17 protein-coding genes are annotated in these 17559 nt (G+C 71.4%); 11 read left to right on the top strand and 6 right to left on the bottom strand.

Annotated features, from left to right (window positions below):
• The first annotated feature begins 260 nt into the window (after positions 1-260).
• Positions 261-419 (top strand): hypothetical protein, encoded by a 159-nt coding sequence (locus AC4BGB_RS09270; RefSeq protein ID WP_490546494.1) that lies wholly within the window; start codon positions 261-263, stop codon positions 417-419.
• Between the two features lie 59 nt (positions 420-478).
• Here AC4BGB_RS09270 and AC4BGB_RS09265 read toward each other — a convergent pair whose 3' ends face one another.
• Complete coding sequence (locus AC4BGB_RS09265) at positions 479-1780, bottom strand: citrate synthase (RefSeq protein WP_490546493.1); 1302 nt, start codon at positions 1778-1780, stop codon at positions 479-481.
• Positions 1781-2116: 336 nt separating this feature from the next.
• On the opposite strand from AC4BGB_RS09265, the gene rplM reads away from it, so the two are divergent.
• The 3 genes from rplM to glmM are packed head-to-tail and all read left to right on the top strand — an operon-like array spanning position 2117 to position 4462.
• Positions 2117-2560 (top strand): 50S ribosomal protein L13, encoded by a 444-nt coding sequence (gene rplM, locus AC4BGB_RS09260; RefSeq protein ID WP_490546492.1) that lies wholly within the window; start codon positions 2117-2119, stop codon positions 2558-2560.
• Positions 2561-2601: 41 nt separating this feature from the next.
• Entirely contained in the window at positions 2602-3093 is a 492-nt protein-coding gene (gene rpsI, locus AC4BGB_RS09255) for a 30S ribosomal protein S9 (protein WP_490546491.1), read from the top strand.
• A gap of 19 nt (positions 3094-3112) precedes the next feature.
• Entirely contained in the window at positions 3113-4462 is a 1350-nt protein-coding gene (glmM, locus tag AC4BGB_RS09250) for a phosphoglucosamine mutase (RefSeq protein WP_490546490.1), read from the top strand.
• Positions 4463-4467: 5 nt separating this feature from the next.
• On the opposite strand, the gene AC4BGB_RS09245 is transcribed toward glmM, so the two are convergent.
• Both AC4BGB_RS09245 and coaA read right to left on the bottom strand, forming a co-directional pair.
• Complete coding sequence (locus AC4BGB_RS09245; protein WP_490546489.1) at positions 4468-5100, bottom strand: hemerythrin domain-containing protein; 633 nt, start codon at positions 5098-5100, stop codon at positions 4468-4470.
• 100 nt (positions 5101-5200) lie between these two features.
• The gene (gene coaA / locus AC4BGB_RS09240) at positions 5201-6157 is read right to left on the bottom strand and encodes a type I pantothenate kinase (protein WP_490546488.1); all 957 of its coding nucleotides are present in this window, start codon (positions 6155-6157) and stop codon (positions 5201-5203) included.
• 24 nt (positions 6158-6181) lie between these two features.
• Between coaA and glmS the strand changes: the two genes are divergently transcribed.
• From glmS to tsaB, 7 genes are all read left to right on the top strand, one after another.
• Positions 6182-8026, top strand: coding sequence for a glutamine--fructose-6-phosphate transaminase (isomerizing) (glmS, locus tag AC4BGB_RS09235; protein WP_490546487.1), 1845 nt, complete (start codon positions 6182-6184; stop codon positions 8024-8026).
• A 7-nt stretch (positions 8027-8033) separates the two neighbouring features.
• The gene (locus tag AC4BGB_RS09230) at positions 8034-8390 is read left to right on the top strand and encodes a holo-ACP synthase (RefSeq protein ID WP_490546486.1); all 357 of its coding nucleotides are present in this window, start codon (positions 8034-8036) and stop codon (positions 8388-8390) included.
• 38 nt (positions 8391-8428) lie between these two features.
• On the top strand, positions 8429-9802 hold the full coding sequence (locus AC4BGB_RS09225) for an NAD(P)H-hydrate dehydratase (protein ID WP_490546485.1): 1374 nt from the start codon (positions 8429-8431) through the stop codon (positions 9800-9802).
• A 21-nt stretch (positions 9803-9823) separates the two neighbouring features.
• Positions 9824-10981 (top strand): alanine racemase, encoded by a 1158-nt coding sequence (gene alr / locus AC4BGB_RS09220; protein ID WP_490546484.1) that lies wholly within the window; start codon positions 9824-9826, stop codon positions 10979-10981.
• On the top strand, positions 10978-12042 hold the full coding sequence (locus AC4BGB_RS09215; RefSeq protein ID WP_490546483.1) for an alpha/beta fold hydrolase: 1065 nt from the start codon (positions 10978-10980) through the stop codon (positions 12040-12042). The genes alr and AC4BGB_RS09215 overlap by 4 nt, the downstream gene beginning before the upstream one ends.
• On the top strand, positions 12039-12962 hold the full coding sequence (gene tsaE / locus AC4BGB_RS09210) for a tRNA (adenosine(37)-N6)-threonylcarbamoyltransferase complex ATPase subunit type 1 TsaE (RefSeq protein WP_490546482.1): 924 nt from the start codon (positions 12039-12041) through the stop codon (positions 12960-12962). Before AC4BGB_RS09215 ends, tsaE begins: the two co-directional genes overlap by 4 nt.
• Before the next feature lie 581 nt (positions 12963-13543).
• Positions 13544-14173 carry a tRNA (adenosine(37)-N6)-threonylcarbamoyltransferase complex dimerization subunit type 1 TsaB gene (gene tsaB, locus AC4BGB_RS09205; RefSeq protein WP_490546481.1) on the top strand — a complete coding sequence of 210 codons (630 nt, stop codon included), beginning with the start codon at positions 13544-13546 and terminating at the stop codon, positions 14171-14173.
• Here tsaB and AC4BGB_RS09200 read toward each other — a convergent pair.
• From AC4BGB_RS09200 to AC4BGB_RS09190, 3 genes are read right to left on the bottom strand one after another with little or no spacing between them, the layout of a single operon-like run.
• Complete coding sequence (locus AC4BGB_RS09200; protein WP_490546480.1) at positions 14166-14939, bottom strand: DUF1295 domain-containing protein; 774 nt, start codon at positions 14937-14939, stop codon at positions 14166-14168. The two genes, tsaB and AC4BGB_RS09200, sit on opposite strands and share 8 nt — an antisense overlap.
• Complete coding sequence (locus AC4BGB_RS09195; RefSeq protein ID WP_490546479.1) at positions 14936-16270, bottom strand: class I SAM-dependent methyltransferase; 1335 nt, start codon at positions 16268-16270, stop codon at positions 14936-14938. The genes AC4BGB_RS09200 and AC4BGB_RS09195 overlap by 4 nt, the downstream gene beginning before the upstream one ends.
• Complete coding sequence (locus AC4BGB_RS09190) at positions 16270-17559, bottom strand: class I SAM-dependent methyltransferase (RefSeq protein WP_490546478.1); 1290 nt, start codon at positions 17557-17559, stop codon at positions 16270-16272. The genes AC4BGB_RS09195 and AC4BGB_RS09190 overlap by 1 nt, the downstream gene beginning before the upstream one ends.

Here is a 17559-nt window from a genome sequence, read left to right as displayed (position 1 = left end):
CCTTGGACGGCATCAGTTGCTGTTCAGAACGGGGCTGATGGTAGCCACGGTTTCAGCCCGAACTGGGCAACTACGCCCGGTGTTGGCGCCGTTTGTGGCACTTCCCACTCCGTGGACAGTGCCTGCCTACGCTGCAGTGATGAGGCGCCCGCGCGCGCAGCTCGACTGGAATGCGCTGTGCTGCGGCTGGCGGGGGCACGTGACCTACCGACCGGAAGACCGGGCGCTCGCCGACCGGCTCTGCGCCCAGACCGCCGTGGGTGAGGCCTGGCGCCGTCATCGTGTTCGCCGTGGCCTACCTGCTGTGGACCAAGCGGCTGTTCGGCCTGCGGGGTGGTGATGCGGCGCTCGTCGCCGCGCGACGCAGCGCCTCGTTGCTCGAGCAGGAGAGCGCCGCGCTCGCCCGTGCCACCGAGTGATCCAAGGCGTGGGATCTGCGGGGAGGTCCCGGCCGGTCGACCGGCCGGGACCTCTCAGCTCACTTCCAGCGCTCGGAGGCCGGGACGAAGTCCAGGGTGCGGTCGCCGGTGTAGATCTGCTTGGGACGGGCGATCTTCTGGTCCTTGTCCTGGACCAGCTCGAGCCACTGCGCCAGCCAGCCCGGCGTACGGCCGATGGCGAAGAGCACGGTGAACATCTCGGGCGGGAACTGGAAGGCCTCGTAGATCAGGCCGGAGTAGAAGTCCACGTTGGGGTAGAGCTTGCGCTTGACGAAGTACTCGTCCTCGAGCGCGATCTTCTCCAGCTCCTGGGCGATCTCGAGGAGCGGGTTGACCCCGGTGACCTCGAAGACGTCGTCGCAGGCCTTCTTGATGATCGTGGCGCGCGGGTCGTAGTTCTTGTAGACCCGGTGGCCGAAGCCCATCAGCTTCTCGTTGCCGTCCTTCACGCCCTTGATGAAGTCGGGGATGTTCTCCTTGCTGCCCACCCGGCGCAGCATCCGCAGCACGGCCTCGTTGGCGCCGCCGTGCAGCGGCCCGTAGAGGGCGCCCACCCCGGCCGAGACGGCGGAGTAGGGGTCGACCTGCGAGGAACCGACCGAGCGGACCGCGTTGGTCGAGCAGTTCTGCTCGTGGTCGGCGTGCAGGATGAACAGCACGTCGAGGGCCTTGACCAGGCGCTCGTCGGCGTCGAACTTCTGCTCGCTCATCTTGAACAGCATCGAGAGGAAGTTGGCGGTGTAGCTGAGCTCGTTGTCGGGGTAGACGTAGGGCTTGCCCTGCGCGTGCCGGAAGGCCCAGGCGCCCAGCGTCGGCATCTTGGCGATCATCCGGACGATCTGCATGTGCCGGTTGTCGGCGTCCTGGATGTTGCCCGACTCGGGGTAGAACGTGGACAGCGCGCCGACCGAGGCCATCAGCATGCCCATCGGGTGGGCGTCGTAGCGGAAGCCCTGCATGAAGGTCTTCACGTTCTCGTGCAGGAACGTGTGGTGGGTGATCTCGTGCACCCAGGTGTCGTACTGCTCCTTGGTGGGCAGCTCGCCGTGGATCAGCAGGTAGGCCACTTCGAGGAAGTTGGACTTCTCCGCCAGCTGCTCGATCGGGTAGCCGCGGTACTCCAGGATCCCCTTCTCGCCGTCGATGAAGGTGACCGAGCTCTTGCACGACGCGGTGTTGGTGAAGCCGGGGTCGTAGGTGGCCAGGCCGGGGGTGTCGTCGTCGATCCTGATCTGTCCCAGGTCGCCGGCGCGGATGGTGCCGTCGGTGATCGGGATCTCGTAGTCCTTGCCGGTCCGGTTGTCTCGGACGGTGAGGGTGTTGTCACCGGTGGGTGTCACGTCGGCTCCTCGGGGGTGCTCGTGTCGGGGGGCGGTGGGCCCGATGTCATGATCGTGCGGCGACGTCGAGGATGCCCGGCGTACACCAAGATCAACCTATGCCAGCCCAGTCGGGACCGGCCAGCCCGCCCTGTTTTGACGGGCGCCCCGCACGGCCGGTAATCTCAAGGGTCGCGTCTCCTGCCGCGTCAGGGCTCCTTCGTTGTGGCCCCGTCGCAGACTCGCCGTCGGTCCACTGGACCGTGGGTGCGGGCAGTGTTCGTCAGAAGACGCGGTACCACCACCGGCCCGGGAATCAGCCCGGGACGGACACGAACGAGTGATAGGCCTACGACGTTGCGTACGTACAGCCCCAAGCCCGGCGACATCCAGCGCGAGTGGCACGTGATCGATGCCACCGACGTCCGACTCGGTCGGCTCGCCGTCCAGGTCGCCGGACTCCTCCGCGGCAAGCACAAGACCATCTTCGCCCCCCACGCCGACACCGGTGACTTCGTCATCGTCGTGAACGCCTCCAAGGTGTCCCTCTCGGGTGACAAGGCGACCAAGAAGCTCTCCTACCGGCACTCCGGCTACCCCGGTGGCCTCTCCTCGATCCCGATGGGCGAGCTGCTGGAGAAGGACGCCCGCCGGGCGATCGAGAACGCCGTGTGGGGGATGCTGCCCAAGAACCGTCTCGGGCGTCAGATCCTCAAGAAGCTCAAGGTGTACGCCGGGCCCGACCACCCGCACACCGCCCAGAAGGCCAAGCCCTTCGAGATCAAGCAGATCTCCCAGTGACTACTTCTTCATCTTCCGAGACGAACCCGCAAAGGAACACCGTGGCTGACGTAGAGACCGAGACCTTCGAGGTCAACGAGCAGGGCATCGCCTACTCCTCCGAGAGCGCCCCCAGCGCCGACGCGCCCCTCAAGCCGGCCACGATCGGTCCCGCCGCGGCCACCGGCCGCCGCAAGGAGGCGGTCGCCCGTGTGCGCATCGTCCCCGGCACCGGCAAGTGGATCGTCAACGGTCGCGAGCTCGCGAGCTACTTCCCCAACAAGCTGCACCAGCAGGTCGTGAACGAGCCGTTCGCCACCACGCAGCTCGAGGGTCGCTTCGACGTCATCGCCCGCATCCACGGCGGCGGCATCACCGGTCAGGCCGGCGCCCTGCGCCTCGGCGTGGCCCGCTGCCTGAACTGGCTCGACGAAGAGGCCAACCGCCCGGGTCTGAAGAAGGCCGGCCTGCTGACTCGTGACGCCCGCGTCATCGAGCGCAAGAAGGCTGGTCTGAAGAAGGCGCGCAAGGCACCTCAGTTCAGCAAGCGCTGATCCACCCGGAGAAGGTGCGATGACGCGTCTCTTCGGAACGGACGGGGTCAGGGGCCTGGCCAACGGGTCCCTGACCGCCGAGCTGGCCCTCGACCTGTCCGTCTCGGCTGCCCACGTGCTGGGCGAGCGCGGCATCTTCGCCGGACACCGACCGGTAGCGGTCGTCGGTCGCGACACCCGCATCTCGGGACAGTTCCTGGAGGCCGCGGTCGTCGCCGGCCTGGCCTCTGCAGGGGTGGACGTGCTGCTCCTCGGGGAGCTGCCCACCCCGGGCGTCGCCTGGCTGACCGCCGAGCTCGGCGCCGACCTCGGCGTGATGCTCTCGGCCTCGCACAACGCGATGCCCGACAACGGGATCAAGTTCCTCTCCCGCGGCGGGGTCAAGCTCGACGACGCCATCGAGGTGGCCATCGAGAAGCGCCTGCGCGAGCCGTGGCACCGCCCCACCGGCGGCGACGTGGGCCGCGTCCGCGAGCACACCACTGCCGTGGCCGAGTACGCCGCGCACCTCGTCTCCACGATCCAGCACCCCCTCGCCGGCATCAAGGTCGTCCTCGACTGCGCCCACGGCGCTGCCTGGCAGGCGGGTCCCCGGGCGCTGCGCGACGCCGGCGCCGAGGTCGTCGCGATCTGCGCCGAGCCCGACGGGCTGAACATCAACGACGGCTGCGGCTCCACCCACCTCGACGTGCTGCAGCGCGCGGTGCTCGAGCACGGCGCCGACGTGGGCTTCGCCCTCGACGGTGACGCCGACCGCTGCCTGGCCGTGGACGCGTCCGGGGAGATCGTCGACGGTGACCAGATCCTCGCGATCCTGGCCCTGTCGATGCGCGAGTCCGGTGAGCTGCAGGACGACACGGTCGTGGCCACCGTGATGAGCAACCTCGGCTTCGTCCAGGCGATGAAGGCGGCCGGCATCGGCGTACGACAGACCAAGGTGGGCGACCGCTACGTCCTCGAGGCGATGAAGCACCTCGGGTTCACCCTCGGCGGCGAGCAGTCCGGCCACGTGATCATGAGCAGGTACGCCACCACCGGTGACGGCATCCTCACCGCCCTGCACGTCCTGGACCGGATGGTCGCCACCGGCCGCTCGCTGGCCGACCTCGCCGGGGTGATGCGCCGGCTGCCGCAGGTGCTCGTCAACGTCCCCGGCGTCGACAAGGCCCGCGCGGAGGACGACTTCGTCCTCGCCGCGGCGGTCGCGGACGCCGAGGCCGAGCTGGGCGACTCCGGCCGCGTGCTGCTGCGCCCCTCCGGCACCGAGCCGCTCGTGCGCGTCATGGTCGAGGCCGCGAGCGCGGAGCAGGCCCAGGCGATCGCCGACCGCCTGGCCCTCGTCGTACGCGACCAGCTCACCCTGGCCTGACCCGGTCAGGTCCAGGTGGGGGCGACCTGCTTGCGGTAGCTCCTGCCGAACAGGCCGCTGAGGACCGCCACGACGGGACGGGGGACGTTCTGGGCGAGGGCCGCCCGTTCCTCGGGGCTGGCGCCGTCGGTGAGCCAGGCCATGAAGCGGCCCGCCTCGGGCAGCGACTGGGCGCGGGAGAACTTGCGGCTCATCGCCTTGATCGCGGGTGAGTCGTGGTTGGCGACGTAGGTCGGCTCGATCACCTGCTCCTCGTGGTCGAGGTGGAGCACCGTGACCTCGCGCAGGCGGTCCATCGCGGTGGCGGCCGCCGCGGCCTGGTCGGCTCCCGGCGACGCCTGCAGCTGGCTGATGGCGGTCCCGGCTCCGGTCATCGCGGCGGCCATCGCGTGGTGCTCGGCGTCCATCTGCTCGAGCGTCACACGGTCCACGCCGACCTGCTCCAGCGCGGGCCAGGCGATCTCGTGCTCGCCCTCGTGATGATGGGTGAGCTCGGTCTCGAAGTTGTCCCATGCCCGCCCGAGGGCTCGTGCCCGGTCCGCGTCCCCGTCGGGGAAGGCGGTCAGCGCCGCATGGAACCGGTCGAGGTCCCGGCGTACCGCCGCATGGATCACCTTGTTCATGCTCACCTGTGCCATGCCTGCTCACCCTAGGGTCGCGGGCAGCCGATGGCTCCGGGCACGGCCAGGTGGTCAAGACCAGCGAACCGACCAGTCCACCGGACCCGCCCGAGCAGGGTCAGAGCTTGCGCAGCCGGACCCACCTGACCGAGTGGTCGTGGTCCTTGCGCAGCACCAGGGTGGCGCGGGAGCGGGTGGGCTGCACGTTCTGCTTCAGGTTGGGGCCGTTGACCTCGTCCCAGATCCGGCTGGCCTCGTCCACGGCCTCGTCGTGGGACAGCGAGGCGTAGCGGGCGAAGTACGACGCGGGGTCCCGGAACGCGGTCTCGCGCAGTCGCAGGAACCGGTCGGTGTACCAGCGACGGATGTCGGCGGTGGCCGCGTCCACGTAGACCGAGAAGTCGAAGAAGTCGCTGACGGCCAGCCCGTGCCGCCCGTCGGGCCGCGGGCCCGCGGACTGGAGCACGTTGAGGCCCTCGATGATGACGATGTCGGGGTGGCTGATCACCACCTTCTCCTCCGGCACCACGTCGTAGACCAGGTGGGAGTACGTCGGCGCCTCCACCTCGTCCTTGCCGGACTTGATGTCGATCACGAACCGCAGCAGCGCCCGGCGGTCGTAGGACTCCGGGAAGCCCTTGCGGTGCATCAGCCCGCGGCGGCGCAGCTCGGCGTTGGGGAACAGGAACCCGTCGGTGGTCACCAGCGCCACGCGGGGGTGCTCGGGCCAGTGCGCCAGCATCTGCTGCAGCACGCGCGCGGTGGTCGACTTCCCCACGGCCACCGACCCGGCGAGGCCGATGACGAACGGCGTACGCGGTGGCTGCCGCTGGTGGAGGAACTCCTCCTGGCTGCGGTGCAGCTGGCTCGCGGCGCCCACGTAGAGGCTCAACAGGCGAGACAGCGGCAGATAGACCTGCTGGACCTCCTGGAGGTCCAGCTCGTCCCCGAGGCCGCGGACACGGTCGATCTCCTCGGGTGACAGGGGCTGCTCGGTCGCGCGGCCCAGGGCTGCCCAGGCATCCCGGTCGAGCTCGACGTACGGCGAGCTCTCGCTCGGTTGTCCGTTGGACATGCGCGCCACCCTAGACTGGCGCGCATGTGCGGAATCGTGGGGTACGTCGGTCAGCGGCAGGCCCAGGACGTGGTCGTGGAGGGCTTGCGACGCCTCGAGTACCGCGGATACGACTCCGCGGGCATCGCGGTGGTCACCGACGGGGCCCTTGCCTGCGACAAGCGGGCCGGCAAGCTCGCCAACCTGGAGAAGGCGCTGCTGGAGAATCCGCTGCCTGCGTCCACGACCGGCATCGGGCACACACGCTGGGCCACGCACGGCGCGCCCAACGACACCAACGCCCACCCCCACCTCGGCCAGCACGCACGGGTCGCGGTGGTGCACAACGGGATCATCGAGAACTTCGCCCGGCTCCGTGAGGAGCTCGAGCGGATCGGGCACGAGTTCACCTCGGAGACCGACACGGAGATCGCGGCGCACCTGCTGGAGATCGAGCTGGAGGAGAGGGGCGACCTGACCTCGGCGATGCAGGCGGTCTGTCGCCGCCTCCAGGGCGCGTTCACCCTGGTCGCCGTGGACGCCCTGGACCCCGACCGGGTGGTCGCCTCGCGGCGCAACTCGCCCCTCGTGGTCGGGCTCGGTGAGGGGGAGAACTTCCTCGGGTCCGACGTCGCCGCGTTCATCGAGCACACCCGCGACGCACTGGAGCTCGGCCAGGACCAGGTCGTCACGATCACCCGTGACGACGTACGCGTGACCGACTTCGACGGTGTCGAGGCGCAGGGCAAGCCGTTCCACGTCGACTGGGACCTCGCCGCGGCGGAGAAGGACGGCTTCGACTGGTTCATGCGCAAGGAGATCTTCGAGCAGCCGCGGGCCCTGGCGGACGCGCTGCTCGGTCGTCACGACGGGGCCGGTCAGCTCCAGCTCGACGAGGCCCGGATCAACGAGGACGAGCTGCGCGACGTCGACAAGATCATCATCATCGGCTGCGGCACGGCGCACTACGCCGGCCTCGTCGCCAAGTACGCCATCGAGCACTGGACCCGGATCCCCTGCGAGGTCGAGCTCGCCCACGAGTTCCGCTACCGCGACCCGATCCTGACCCGGCACACGCTCGTGGTCGCGATCAGCCAGTCCGGTGAGACCGCGGACACGTTGATGGCGATCCGCTACGCGCGCCAGCAACGGGCCAAGGTGCTGGCGATCTGCAACACCAACGGCTCCACGATCCCGCGTGAGTCCGACGCGGTCCTCTACACGCACGCCGGCCCTGAGATCGGGGTCGCCTCCACCAAGGGCTTCCTGACCCAGCTGGTCGCCTGCTACATCCTGGGCCTCTACCTGGCGCAGGTGCGCGGCACGAAGTACGGCGACGAGATCTCCGACGTGCTCCGCGAGCTGGAGAGGATGCCCGACCACGTGCAGGCCGTCCTCGACGACGCCGAGAGGGTCTACGGCCTCGCACGAGAGCTGGCGGGCGCCAGGTCGGTGCTGTTCCTGGGCCGGCACGCCGGCTACCCGGTGGCGCTCGAGGGGGCGCTCAAGCTCAAGGAGCTGGCCTACATCCACGCCGAGGGGTTCGCCGCCGGCGAGCTCAAGCACGGCCCGATCGCCCTGGTCGAGCCCGGGCTGCCGGTGTTCTGCATCGTGCCGCCCCGGGGACGCGACCAGCTCCACGACAAGATGATCAGCGCGATCCAGGAGATCCGGGCCCGTGGAGCGAACACCTTGGTGCTCGCCGAGGAGGGTGACGACGAGGTCGCGCCGTACGCCGACTTCATGATCACCCTGCCCGTCGTGCCGACGTTGCTGCAGCCGATCCTCGCCACCGTCCCGCTCCAGCTGTTCGCCTGCGAGATGGCCACGGCCATGGGCCACGACGTCGACCAGCCGCGCAACCTGGCCAAGTCGGTCACGGTCGAGTGACCACGCGTTGATCCTGGGCGTCGGGACCGACCTGGTCGAGGTCGCCCGGTTGAGCGCGGCCCTGGATCGCACACCGACGCTGCGCGAGCGGCTGTTCACCCCGGCCGAGGCGGACCACCCCGCCGAGTCCCTGGCGGCACGCTTCGCCGCCAAGGAGGCGCTGGCCAAGGCGCTCGGAGCCCCCGGAGGGCTGTCCTGGCGTGACGCCGAGGTCGTCGTGGACGAGGACGGCCGCCCGAGACTCGAGCTCAGCGGCACCGTGGCTGCCCGGGCTGCCGAGCTGGGCGTGGAGCGGGTGCACCTGTCCCTTTCCCATGACGGAGGCACCGCAGTGGCGTTCGTGGTGCTCGAGTCGGGCCGCTGAGACCCGCCCGCGAGGGCGGCGCGAGATAACTTGAGGTCATGCGGAGCGCACACACGGTCGAGCAGGTGCGGGCGGCGGAGGCCGAGCTGATGGCGCAGCTCCCGGAGGGCACGCTGATGCAGCGGGCCGCGACGGGGCTGGCGGTCGCGGTCACCGACCTGCTGGGCTCGTCGTACGCCGCCCGGGTGCTGCTGCTGGTCGGATCGGGGGACAACGGCGGCGACGCGCTGTGGGCCGGGGCCCGCCTCGCCCGGCGCGGCGTGGCCGTGGAGGCGGTGCTGCTCTCGGAGAAGGCCCGCCCGGACGGCCTGGCGGCGCTGCTGAGCAGCGGCGGCCGCGTCGTCTCGATCGACGAGGCCCACCGGCCGGACGTGGTCGTCGACGGCATCGTCGGGATCGGGGGACAGCCGGGCCTTCGCCCGGAGGCCGAGGCAGCCCTGGCGGCGTTCCCGGAGGCCGCCGTGGTCGCCGTGGACGTGCCCTCGGGCGTGGACGTCGACACCGGCCGTCTCGAGGGGGCGCACGTGCGCGCCGACGTGACGGTCACGTTCGGCACCCACAAGGTCGCCCACCTCGTGGACCCGGCTGCCGAGGCGAGCGGCGTCGTACACCTCGTGGACATCGGTCTCGACCTGCCGGAGGCCCCCGTCGAGGCGCCGCAGCCCGCGGACGTAGCCGTCCTGCTGCGCGTGCCGGGTCCCTTCGAGCACAAGTACACCCGCGGGGTCGTGGGCGTCCGCGCCGGCTCGAAGACCTACCCCGGGGCGGCGGTGCTGTGCACGTCGGGCGCCGTCAGCGGCCTCGCCGGGATGGTGCGCTACCTCGGGTCCGCCGCGGACGCGGTCCGGGCCCGGCACCCCGAGGTCGTGGCCTCCGCGGGCCGCGTCCAGGCGTGGGTCGTCGGGTCCGGCGGCGACTCGGACGCCCGGCAGGCCCTCGCCGACGCGCTCGAGGACGGGGTCCCCACCGTGGTGGACGCCGACGCTCTGGTCCACGTCGAGGCGGGCACCCCCGGCCTCGTGCTGACGCCGCACGCCGGGGAGCTGGCCCGGATGCTCTCGGTGGAGCGCGAGGAGATCGAGGCCGACCCGCTCGGCTTCGCGCGGCGGGCCGCGGCCGAGTACGACGCGGTGGTGCTGCTGAAGGGGCGCCGTACCCTCGTCGCGCGCCCCGACGGACGCGTCCGCGTCACCACCAGCGGCGTCCCATGGCTGGCCGTGGCAGGAGCGGGGGACGTGCTGTCCGGGGTGATCGGCGCCCTGCTCGCCTCGGGGCTGGAGCCGTGGGACGCAGCGGCCGTGGGCTCCTGGCTGCACGGCGCTGCCGCAGCCGTCGCCGGAGGCGGGGGACCACTCACCGCGAGCGGCGTGGCCGAGGCCGTGCCGCAGGTCGTGCGCAGCCTGCTCCGGTGAGAATGGGATGATGGCGCTGCCATGAACTCCTCGCCGAGCGCGCACGCCCAGGTCGTCGTCGACCTCGGCGCCATCCGGCACAACGTGACGCGGCTGCGAGAGCTGGTCTCCGAGGGCGCCGAGCCCGGGGCAGGTCCCGCGGTGATGGTGGTCGTCAAGGCCGACGCCTACGGGCACGGGATGATCCAGGTCGCCCGGGCGGCTCGGGCCGCAGGTGCCGAGTGGCTCGGTGTGGCGACGGGTGCCGAAGCCCTCTCCCTGCGCGTCGCCGGCGACACCGGGCGGATCCTGTGCTGGCTCGCCGCTCCCGATGCCGACTACACCGGGCTCGTCGCGACGGGCGTCGACATCACCGCCTACTCCGTGTCCCAGCTGGAGGAGATCCTCCACGCCGCCCGGGCCACCGGTGTGGTCGCCCGGGTGCAGCTGAAGATAGACACCGGCCTCTCCCGTGGCGGTGCGACGAGTGCGCAGTGGCCGGCGCTGGTCGAGGCGGCCCGTGCCGCCGAGGAGGATGGCTCGCTCGTGGTCACCGGGGTGTGGTCCCACCTGGCCTGCTCCGACGATCCCGACCACCCCGCCAACGCGGCCCAGCTGGCTGCCTTCGACGACGCCCTGGCGGTCTGCGAGGAGATCGGGCTGGACCCGCGGCTGCGGCACCTGGCCAACTCGGCCGGAGCACTGTTCGGGCCGAGCACCCGTTACGACCTCGTCCGCCTCGGGATCGCGGTCTACGGGCTCAGTCCCGCCCCGGACATCAGCACCGCCCACGAGCTCGGGCTGGTCCCCGCGATGACGGTGCGCGGCTCCGTCGTGCTCACCAAGGAGCTCGACACCGGGGACGGCGTCTCCTACGGGCACAGGTTCGTCGCCCCGGGGCCGATGCAGGTCGCGCTCGTCCCGATGGGGTACGGCGACGGCGTCCCTCGTGCGGCCTCCTCGACCGCGGAGGTCTGGATCGGCGGGCGCAGGAGAAGCGTGCTCGGCACCATCTGCATGGACCAGTTCGTCGTCGAGGGAGCGGATGTCGAGCCCGGCGACGACGTGGTGCTGCTCGGCCCCGGCACCGAGGGGGAGCCGACCGCGACCGACTGGGCCCGATGGTGCGGCACCATCAACTACGAGATCGTGACCCGGATGGGCGGTCGCCACGACCGGATCTGGATCGGAGAGGCATGAGCAAGCGACGCTCCCTCGCCTACGCAGCCGGTGGCCTCGGCGCCGCGGTCCTGGCCGCCACCGCGACCGGGGTCGCCTTCGAGCGCCGGGTGGTGCAGGCCCGCCGTGCCGGGGCGGCGGAGGCCGATCGGCTCGGCGCGCTGCGCTCGGCGCCGGTGGAGGTCACCTGCAGCGACGGCACGGTGCTCCACGCCGAGGTCGACGAGATCGCGCCGTACGCCGGGGGCAACCGGTCGCCGCGCGCCGACGTGACCCTGGTCTTCGTGCATGGGTACGCACTCAACCTGGACTGCTGGCACTTCCAGCGCGAGGCCCTGCGCGGGAAGTACCGGATGGCGTTCTACGACCAGCGTTCCCACGGCAGGTCCCAGCGCTCCGACCGGGAGCACGCCACCATCGACCAGCTCGGCGACGACCTGGAGAGCGTGATCTCGACGCTCGCGCCCGAGGGCGACGTGATCCTGGTGGGCCACTCGATGGGCGGGATGTCGATCATCGCGTTCGCGGAGCGGCACCCGGACCTGTTCGCGGGACGGGTGCGCGGCGTGGCCCTGATCGCGACCACTGCCGGCGGCCTGCGGCCGCACCGCACGCTCGGCCGCTGGATCCCCGACCGCCTGGGGGAGGTGCTCGCCCCGCGGGTGATCGCGGCGCTGGCGCGCGCACCCGAGCTCGTCGACTCCGCGCGCCGCTCGGGCTCCAACATCGGCTTCATCGTGGCGGACCTGTTCGCGTTCGGCAGCAAGGACGTCCCGGCCGCGCAGGTGGAGTTCCTCGACGAGATGCTGGCGGGCACGTCCTTCGACGTGCTGGCCGAGTTCTTCCCGAACTTCTCGGTCCTCGACAAGTTCGAGCACCTCACCGCGTTCGCGAGGATCCCGACGACCATCATCTGCGGCACCAGGGACAAGCTCACCTCGATCGGGCACAGCCGCAAGATGGCTGCCCGGATGCCGGAGGCGCGGCTGGTGGAGTGCGAGGGCGCGGGACACATGGTGATCTTCGAGGCCCACGAGACGATCAGCTCGGCACTCCAGGAGCTAGCGGGGGAGCGGCGATGAGCGACGAGACCACGATCGAGACCGTGGACGGCTCCCGGGCAGCAGACGTGCTCGAGATCGTGCACCAGGCGTTCGCGAACCGTCCACCGCTGGACCCGCCCGCGACCGCGCTGCAGGAGTCGGTCGAGTCCATCGGCGAGGCGCTCGACGCCCACGGTGGCCTGCTCGTCGAGCACGACGGATCGCCCGTGGGAGCGCTGCTGTTCGAGCCGCGGGGGCGGCTGCTCGGGCTGCGCCGGGTCGGCGTACTGCCCCAGGTGAGGGGGCTCGGCGTCGCTGCCCAGATGGCTTCCCGGGCCCGCGAGATCGCCCAGGACCTCGGGTTCACCGGCCTCGAGCTCGAGGCGCGGGTGGAGCTGCCGGGGACGATCAACTTCTGGCGCAACCTCGGCTACGTGGAGGCGGACCGCAACGGCAACCGCCTCACCATGCTGCGGATGCTGCCGATCACCGCGACCCTGCACACGCCGGAGGAGACCCGTGAGTTCGGCGAGCACCTCGCCTCTCGCCTCGGCCCCGGTGACCTGGTGATCCTCACCGGCGACCTCGGCGCCGGCAAGACCACCCTGACCCAGGGGATCGGCGCGGGCCTGGGGGTCCGCGGCGACATCACCTCGCCCACGTTCGTGATCGCGCGCGTGCACCCCTCGCTCACCGACGGCCCGGCGCTGGTTCACGTCGACGCCTACCGCCTCGGCGGCACCGCCGAGCTCGACGACCTCGACCTCGACACCGACCTCGACGAGGCCGTCACCGTCGTGGAGTGGGGCGAGGGCCTGGCCGAGGCCCTCTCCGTCGACCGCCTCGAGCTCAGCCTCAAGCAAGCCCCCGACGACCAGCGCACCATCACCCTCACCCCCGTCGGCCCCCGCTGGCGAGAGTTCGACCTCGGGCCGGTGGGATCACTCACCAGCGGGTGAGCTTGAAGGTGTTCGACCGGGCCGTACGGCGGGCCGCGACCCACAAGGTGGTCGAGCAGCGAGCGAAGCGAGCGGATAGTCGAGACCACGCAAGGTGACCCGGCAAGCAGAAGTACGCCGGGTGGTGGTGGGCCGAGGGTACGCCGTGGCACGCGACCCAAGGTGGTCGAGCAGCGAGCGGAGCGAGCGGACAGTCGAGACCGCGCCGGGTGACCCGGCAAGCAGACCCGAGCCGCGCAAGGGGCCCAACCGACCCGGGGCATGACGCAAGGCTGCGCTCGCTGCTCGACCACCTTGGGGTGGGCTGCTCGTCGTACGTCTGGCTGCGGGCTCGCCCGAGTGGTCTCGACTGTCCGCTCGTCTCGGCTGTCCGCTCGCTGGCGCTCGCTGCTCGACGCAAGGCTGGCGCTCGCTGCTCGACCACCTTGGGGTGGGCTGCTCGACGCACGGCTGCGCTCGCTGCTCGACCACCTTGGGGTCGGCCCCCGGCGTACATCCCTCACCCACCGCTCCTTCGTCCGCCGGCTCGCTGCTCGACCACCTGCCGAGCGTGGGGAGGGGGGGCGGCTTAGGGTCGGGGGGTGCTGCTTGCCTTCGACACCGCTACGCCTCACGTCACTGTCGCCCTGCACGACGGGACGTCGGTGGTGGCGAGGTTCGTCTCGACCGAGTCCATGCGGCACGGCGAGATGCTGGCGCCGGGGATCGAGCACGTGCTCAACGAGGCCGGCGCCAGGGCGGCGGACCTCACCGCGATCGCGGTCGGGGTCGGGCCGGGGCCTTACACCGGGCTCCGCGTCGGGCTGGTCACCGCGCGGACGCTCGCCCATGCGCGCGGGATCCCGGTCCACGGCGTGTGCTCGCTCGACATCCTCGCTGCGGAGGCGATCGACCTGGGCCTCACGGAGTTCGCGGTGGCCACGGACGCTCGCCGCAAGGAGGTCTACATCGCGTCGTACGCCGCAGGGCGACGCGTCTCGGGCCCGGAAGTGCTCAAGCCCGTCGACGCCGCGACCGACCAGCCGACGGTGGGTCGGGGCGCGGTGCTCTACCCCGAGGCCTTCCCGCACGCCACCGGCCCCGAGCACCCCTCGGCCGCCGTGCTGTGCGACGTCGTGGTCAACCAGCGGTTCGAGCTCACCGAGCCGAACCCGCTCTACCTGCGCCGCCCCGACGCGGTCGAGCCCGGGAAGCCGAAGCGGGTCAGCTGACCCGGTTGCGCGGCGGCAGCGGGAAGAACATCGAGGTGCGCTCGGCGTACTCCGGGTAGCCGCGGCGCTTCATCATCGTCTGCTCCAGCAGCCTGGCGCCGGTCGCGAACACCAGGAAGTAGGTCATCACGGCCGGCGAGAGCACCGTCGTGAGGGCGAGACGACTGTCCCCGACGGCGACCAGGAAGATGCCCCACCACACGCAGGCGTCGCCGAAGTAGTTCGGGTGCCGGGTGTAGCGCCACAGCCCGCGGTCCATCACCGGGCCGCGGTCCGGATCCTGCTTGTACGCCGCCAGCTGCTGGTCGCCGACCGCCTCGAACACCAGCCCGACCGCCCAGACGAGCACACCGGCCGCGACCAGCCAGGGCCACGGTTCCTGCTCGGCGACCGAGGCCACCTGCACCGGCAGCGACACGAACCACATCGCCGCGCCCTGGGTCGCGAAGACCCGGGTCACCGCGAAGGAGAACGGCTTGCCGTCGAGCATCTTGGCGTAGCGCGGGTCCTCCTCGTCGGTGGCGAGCACCCGGCGGCCCACGTGCCAGGCCAGCCGGCCGCCCCACAGCGCCACCATCGCGAGCAGCAGCCACCGCAGCGTACCCTCGCCGAGCAGCGCGCTGACCGCCGCGACCAGCACGAAGCCCAGGCCCCACGCCAGGTCGACCACCGCGACCCGTCCGATGCGGTGGGCGACCAGCGCGGTCACCGTCATCAGCGCGGTGACGGCCAGCGCGTTCGCGAGGAGCACGCCCAGCAGGCTCACCAGCTCCTCACCGGGGGCAGCGAGTGGCCGGCGCCCGGCCGGACCATCAGCAGCTGGTCCACGCCCATCCGGCCGTCCCGGAAGGCCATCGAGCCCCCGACCAGGTAGAGCCGCCACACCCGCACGACCTCCTCGCCCACCAGGTCGGTGAGCCGGCCGAGGTTGGCCTCGAAGTTCGCCAGCCATCCCTCGACCGTGCGCACGTAGTGCTCACGCATTCCGTGGACGTCGCGCACCTCCAGCCCGGCACGCTCGAGGAACGCCACGGTCTCGCCGACGGGCCGCATGTGCATGTCGGGTGCGATGAACGACTCGATGAACGGACCGCCACCAGGGTGCGAGCGACGACCGCCGGCACGGGACATCTGCTGCACCAGCACCCGACCTCCGGGTCGGACCGCGTCGTGCAGCACCTGCGCGTAGGTGCCGTAGTTCTGCTCACCGACGTGCTCGCCCATCTCCAGGGAGCCGACGGCGTCGAAGGGTCCCGCGCTGAGACCCGACGCCGACACCTCGGGGATCTCGCGGTAGTCCTGCAGCCGGATCTCGACCTGGCCCTCGAGCCCGCGCTCGCGGATCCGCCCGTCGATGAACCGCTTCTGCTCCGCGGCGATCGTGACGCCGGTGACCCGCGCCCCGTAGTGCTGGGCCGCGTGCAGCGACAGGGCGCCCCAGCCGCAGCCGACGTCGAGGAAGCGCATGTCCGGGCCCAGCCCGAGCTTGCGGCAGACGAGGTCGAGCTTGTCGTGCTGCGCGTCCTCCACGGTGTACGACGGCTCCGCGGACCGCCAGTAGCCCGACGAGTACGCCATCTGCGGGTCGAGGATCAATGAGTAGAACTCGTTGGAGAGGTCGTAGTGGTGGCTGATCGCGCTCCGGTCCCGCAGCTTGCTGTGCAGCCGCCCCCGCACTCGCGCCTGCGAGGCCGGAGTCGCCGGCGGTCTGCCGAGCGCGCCGACGGCGATCGCCGTGTGCAGGGCCCGCGCGAAGGCCGCGGGCGAGGGTCGGACGCCGCTGAGCCCCCGCTGCTCGGCGACCGACCAGACGTGGGTCAGAGCTCGGTCCAGGTCGTGGTGCACCTCGATCTCGCCGGTGACGTAGGCCTGGGCGGCGCCGAGCTCACCGGGATGGAGCAGCAGTCGGCGTACAGCGTCGGGGGAGCGCAGCTCGACGAGCGGAGCCTCCGCCGGGCCTGCCTCCGAGCCGTCCCAGGCACGCAGCCGGACGGGGAGGTCGCCTCCCACGAACGGGCGCAACGCGTCCTCCAGCCGGGCAGCGACCCCGCCCGCGCGGCTCGGCGCCTCGGCGGGGCGGGACACGGTGGTGGTCATCAGCCCTCCCTGGAGAACGTCAGCTGCTGCACGTCGAGGTAGCCGGACGCGAACCCGGCCCGGGAGTACTCCAGGTAGAAGTGCCACATCCGCCGGAAGGTCGCGTCGAAGCCGAGCTCGCGCACCCTGTCCTCGGCCTCTCCGAACGCCCGGTCCCACCGACGCAGCGTCGCGGCGTAGTGCTGGCCGAAGGACAGCCGGCCGGTGAGCCGCAGGGTGGTGTCCGCCCTGGTGATCTCGTCGATCGCGGTGACCGAGGGCAGGAACCCGCCGGGGAAGATGTACTTGTTGATCCACGTCCACGTGTTCCGGGTCGCGAGCATCCGGTCGTGCGGCATCGTGATCGCCTGGATCCCGACGCGCCCGCCCGGGGCGAGCAGCCGGTCGATCGCGCAGAAGTACGTCGACCAGAACTCGTGCCCGACCGCCTCGATCATCTCCACCGAGACGATCGCGTCGTAGCTGCCCCGGACGTCGCGGTAGTCGCACAGCTCGAGGGTGACCAGGTCGGCGAGACCCTCGGCCGCGACGCGATCCTGGGCGAGCTCGAGCTGCTCGCTGGACAAGGTGACGGAGTGGACGCTGGCGCCGCGGCGCGCTGCACGGACAGCCAGCTCGCCCCAGCCGGTGCCGATCTCGAGCACCCGGCTGCCCGCACCGACACCGGCCTCGTCGAGCAGGCGCTCGATCTTGCGGGCCTGCGCCTGTGCCAGCGGCTCGGGGTGGTCGAGGTCGGGCGGCGAGGCCTGGAGCCGGTCGCCGCGGTCGACCACCGAGGTGTCGAACAGCGCCGCGGAGTAGCTCAGCGTCTCGTCGAGGAACTCCTGGAAGAGCTCGTTGGACAGGTCGTAGTGGTGCGCGATGTTGCCGCGGGTGTTGCCCCGGGTGTTCCTCTGGGCGCGCGGCGGGCGGCGTACGTAGGCAGAGCGCAGCTTCTGCAGCGGTGCCGGCACCAGCGTCGGCATCCGTGCCGCGAGCACCGTGAGGAAGCCGCCGAGGTCCTCGGCGTCCCAGGCGCCGGTGAGGTAGGCCTCGCCGAAGCCGATCAGGCCGTCGCGGCCCAGCCGGGCGAAGAACTCGGTGGGGCGCTGGATCGTCATCTCGGGCCCACCGGTGCCCCAGGTCGTGGCGGAGTCGCTGCCCACGCGCACGGTGACCGGGAGTCGGTTCACTGCGGCCCGGAACAGCCGCCGGGCGACCCGCGTGGAGACGTCGGACACCAGCCCGGTGGGCGGGTCGTCGAGCCCGGCCCAGCGGGTGCTGGGCCGGTGGAGGGGAGTCGTCGTCAT

The sequence above is a fragment of the Nocardioides sp. Z30_9 genome (assembly GCF_058215735.1).
The sequence above is the reverse complement of the archived record's forward strand: the minus strand, read 5'-3'. Positions and strand labels throughout refer to the sequence as shown.

Coding starts and splice junctions, on each gene's coding strand:
- AC4BGB_RS09215 (WP_490546483.1), top strand. CDS start 10,978: ATGAGCAAGCGACGCTCCCTCGCCTACGCAGCCGGTGGCCTCGGCGCC.
- glmM (WP_490546490.1), top strand. CDS start 3,113: ATGACGCGTCTCTTCGGAACGGACGGGGTCAGGGGCCTGGCCAACGGG.
- AC4BGB_RS09195 (WP_490546479.1), bottom strand. CDS start 16,270: ATGACCACCACCGTGTCCCGCCCCGCCGAGGCGCCGAGCCGCGCGGGC.
- glmS (WP_490546487.1), top strand. CDS start 6,182: ATGTGCGGAATCGTGGGGTACGTCGGTCAGCGGCAGGCCCAGGACGTG.
- AC4BGB_RS09225 (WP_490546485.1), top strand. CDS start 8,429: ATGCGGAGCGCACACACGGTCGAGCAGGTGCGGGCGGCGGAGGCCGAG.
- AC4BGB_RS09190 (WP_490546478.1), bottom strand. CDS start 17,559: ATGACGACGACTCCCCTCCACCGGCCCAGCACCCGCTGGGCCGGGCTC.
- coaA (WP_490546488.1), bottom strand. CDS start 6,157: ATGTCCAACGGACAACCGAGCGAGAGCTCGCCGTACGTCGAGCTCGAC.
- tsaE (WP_490546482.1), top strand. CDS start 12,039: ATGAGCGACGAGACCACGATCGAGACCGTGGACGGCTCCCGGGCAGCA.
- alr (WP_490546484.1), top strand. CDS start 9,824: ATGAACTCCTCGCCGAGCGCGCACGCCCAGGTCGTCGTCGACCTCGGC.
- AC4BGB_RS09245 (WP_490546489.1), bottom strand. CDS start 5,100: ATGGCACAGGTGAGCATGAACAAGGTGATCCATGCGGCGGTACGCCGG.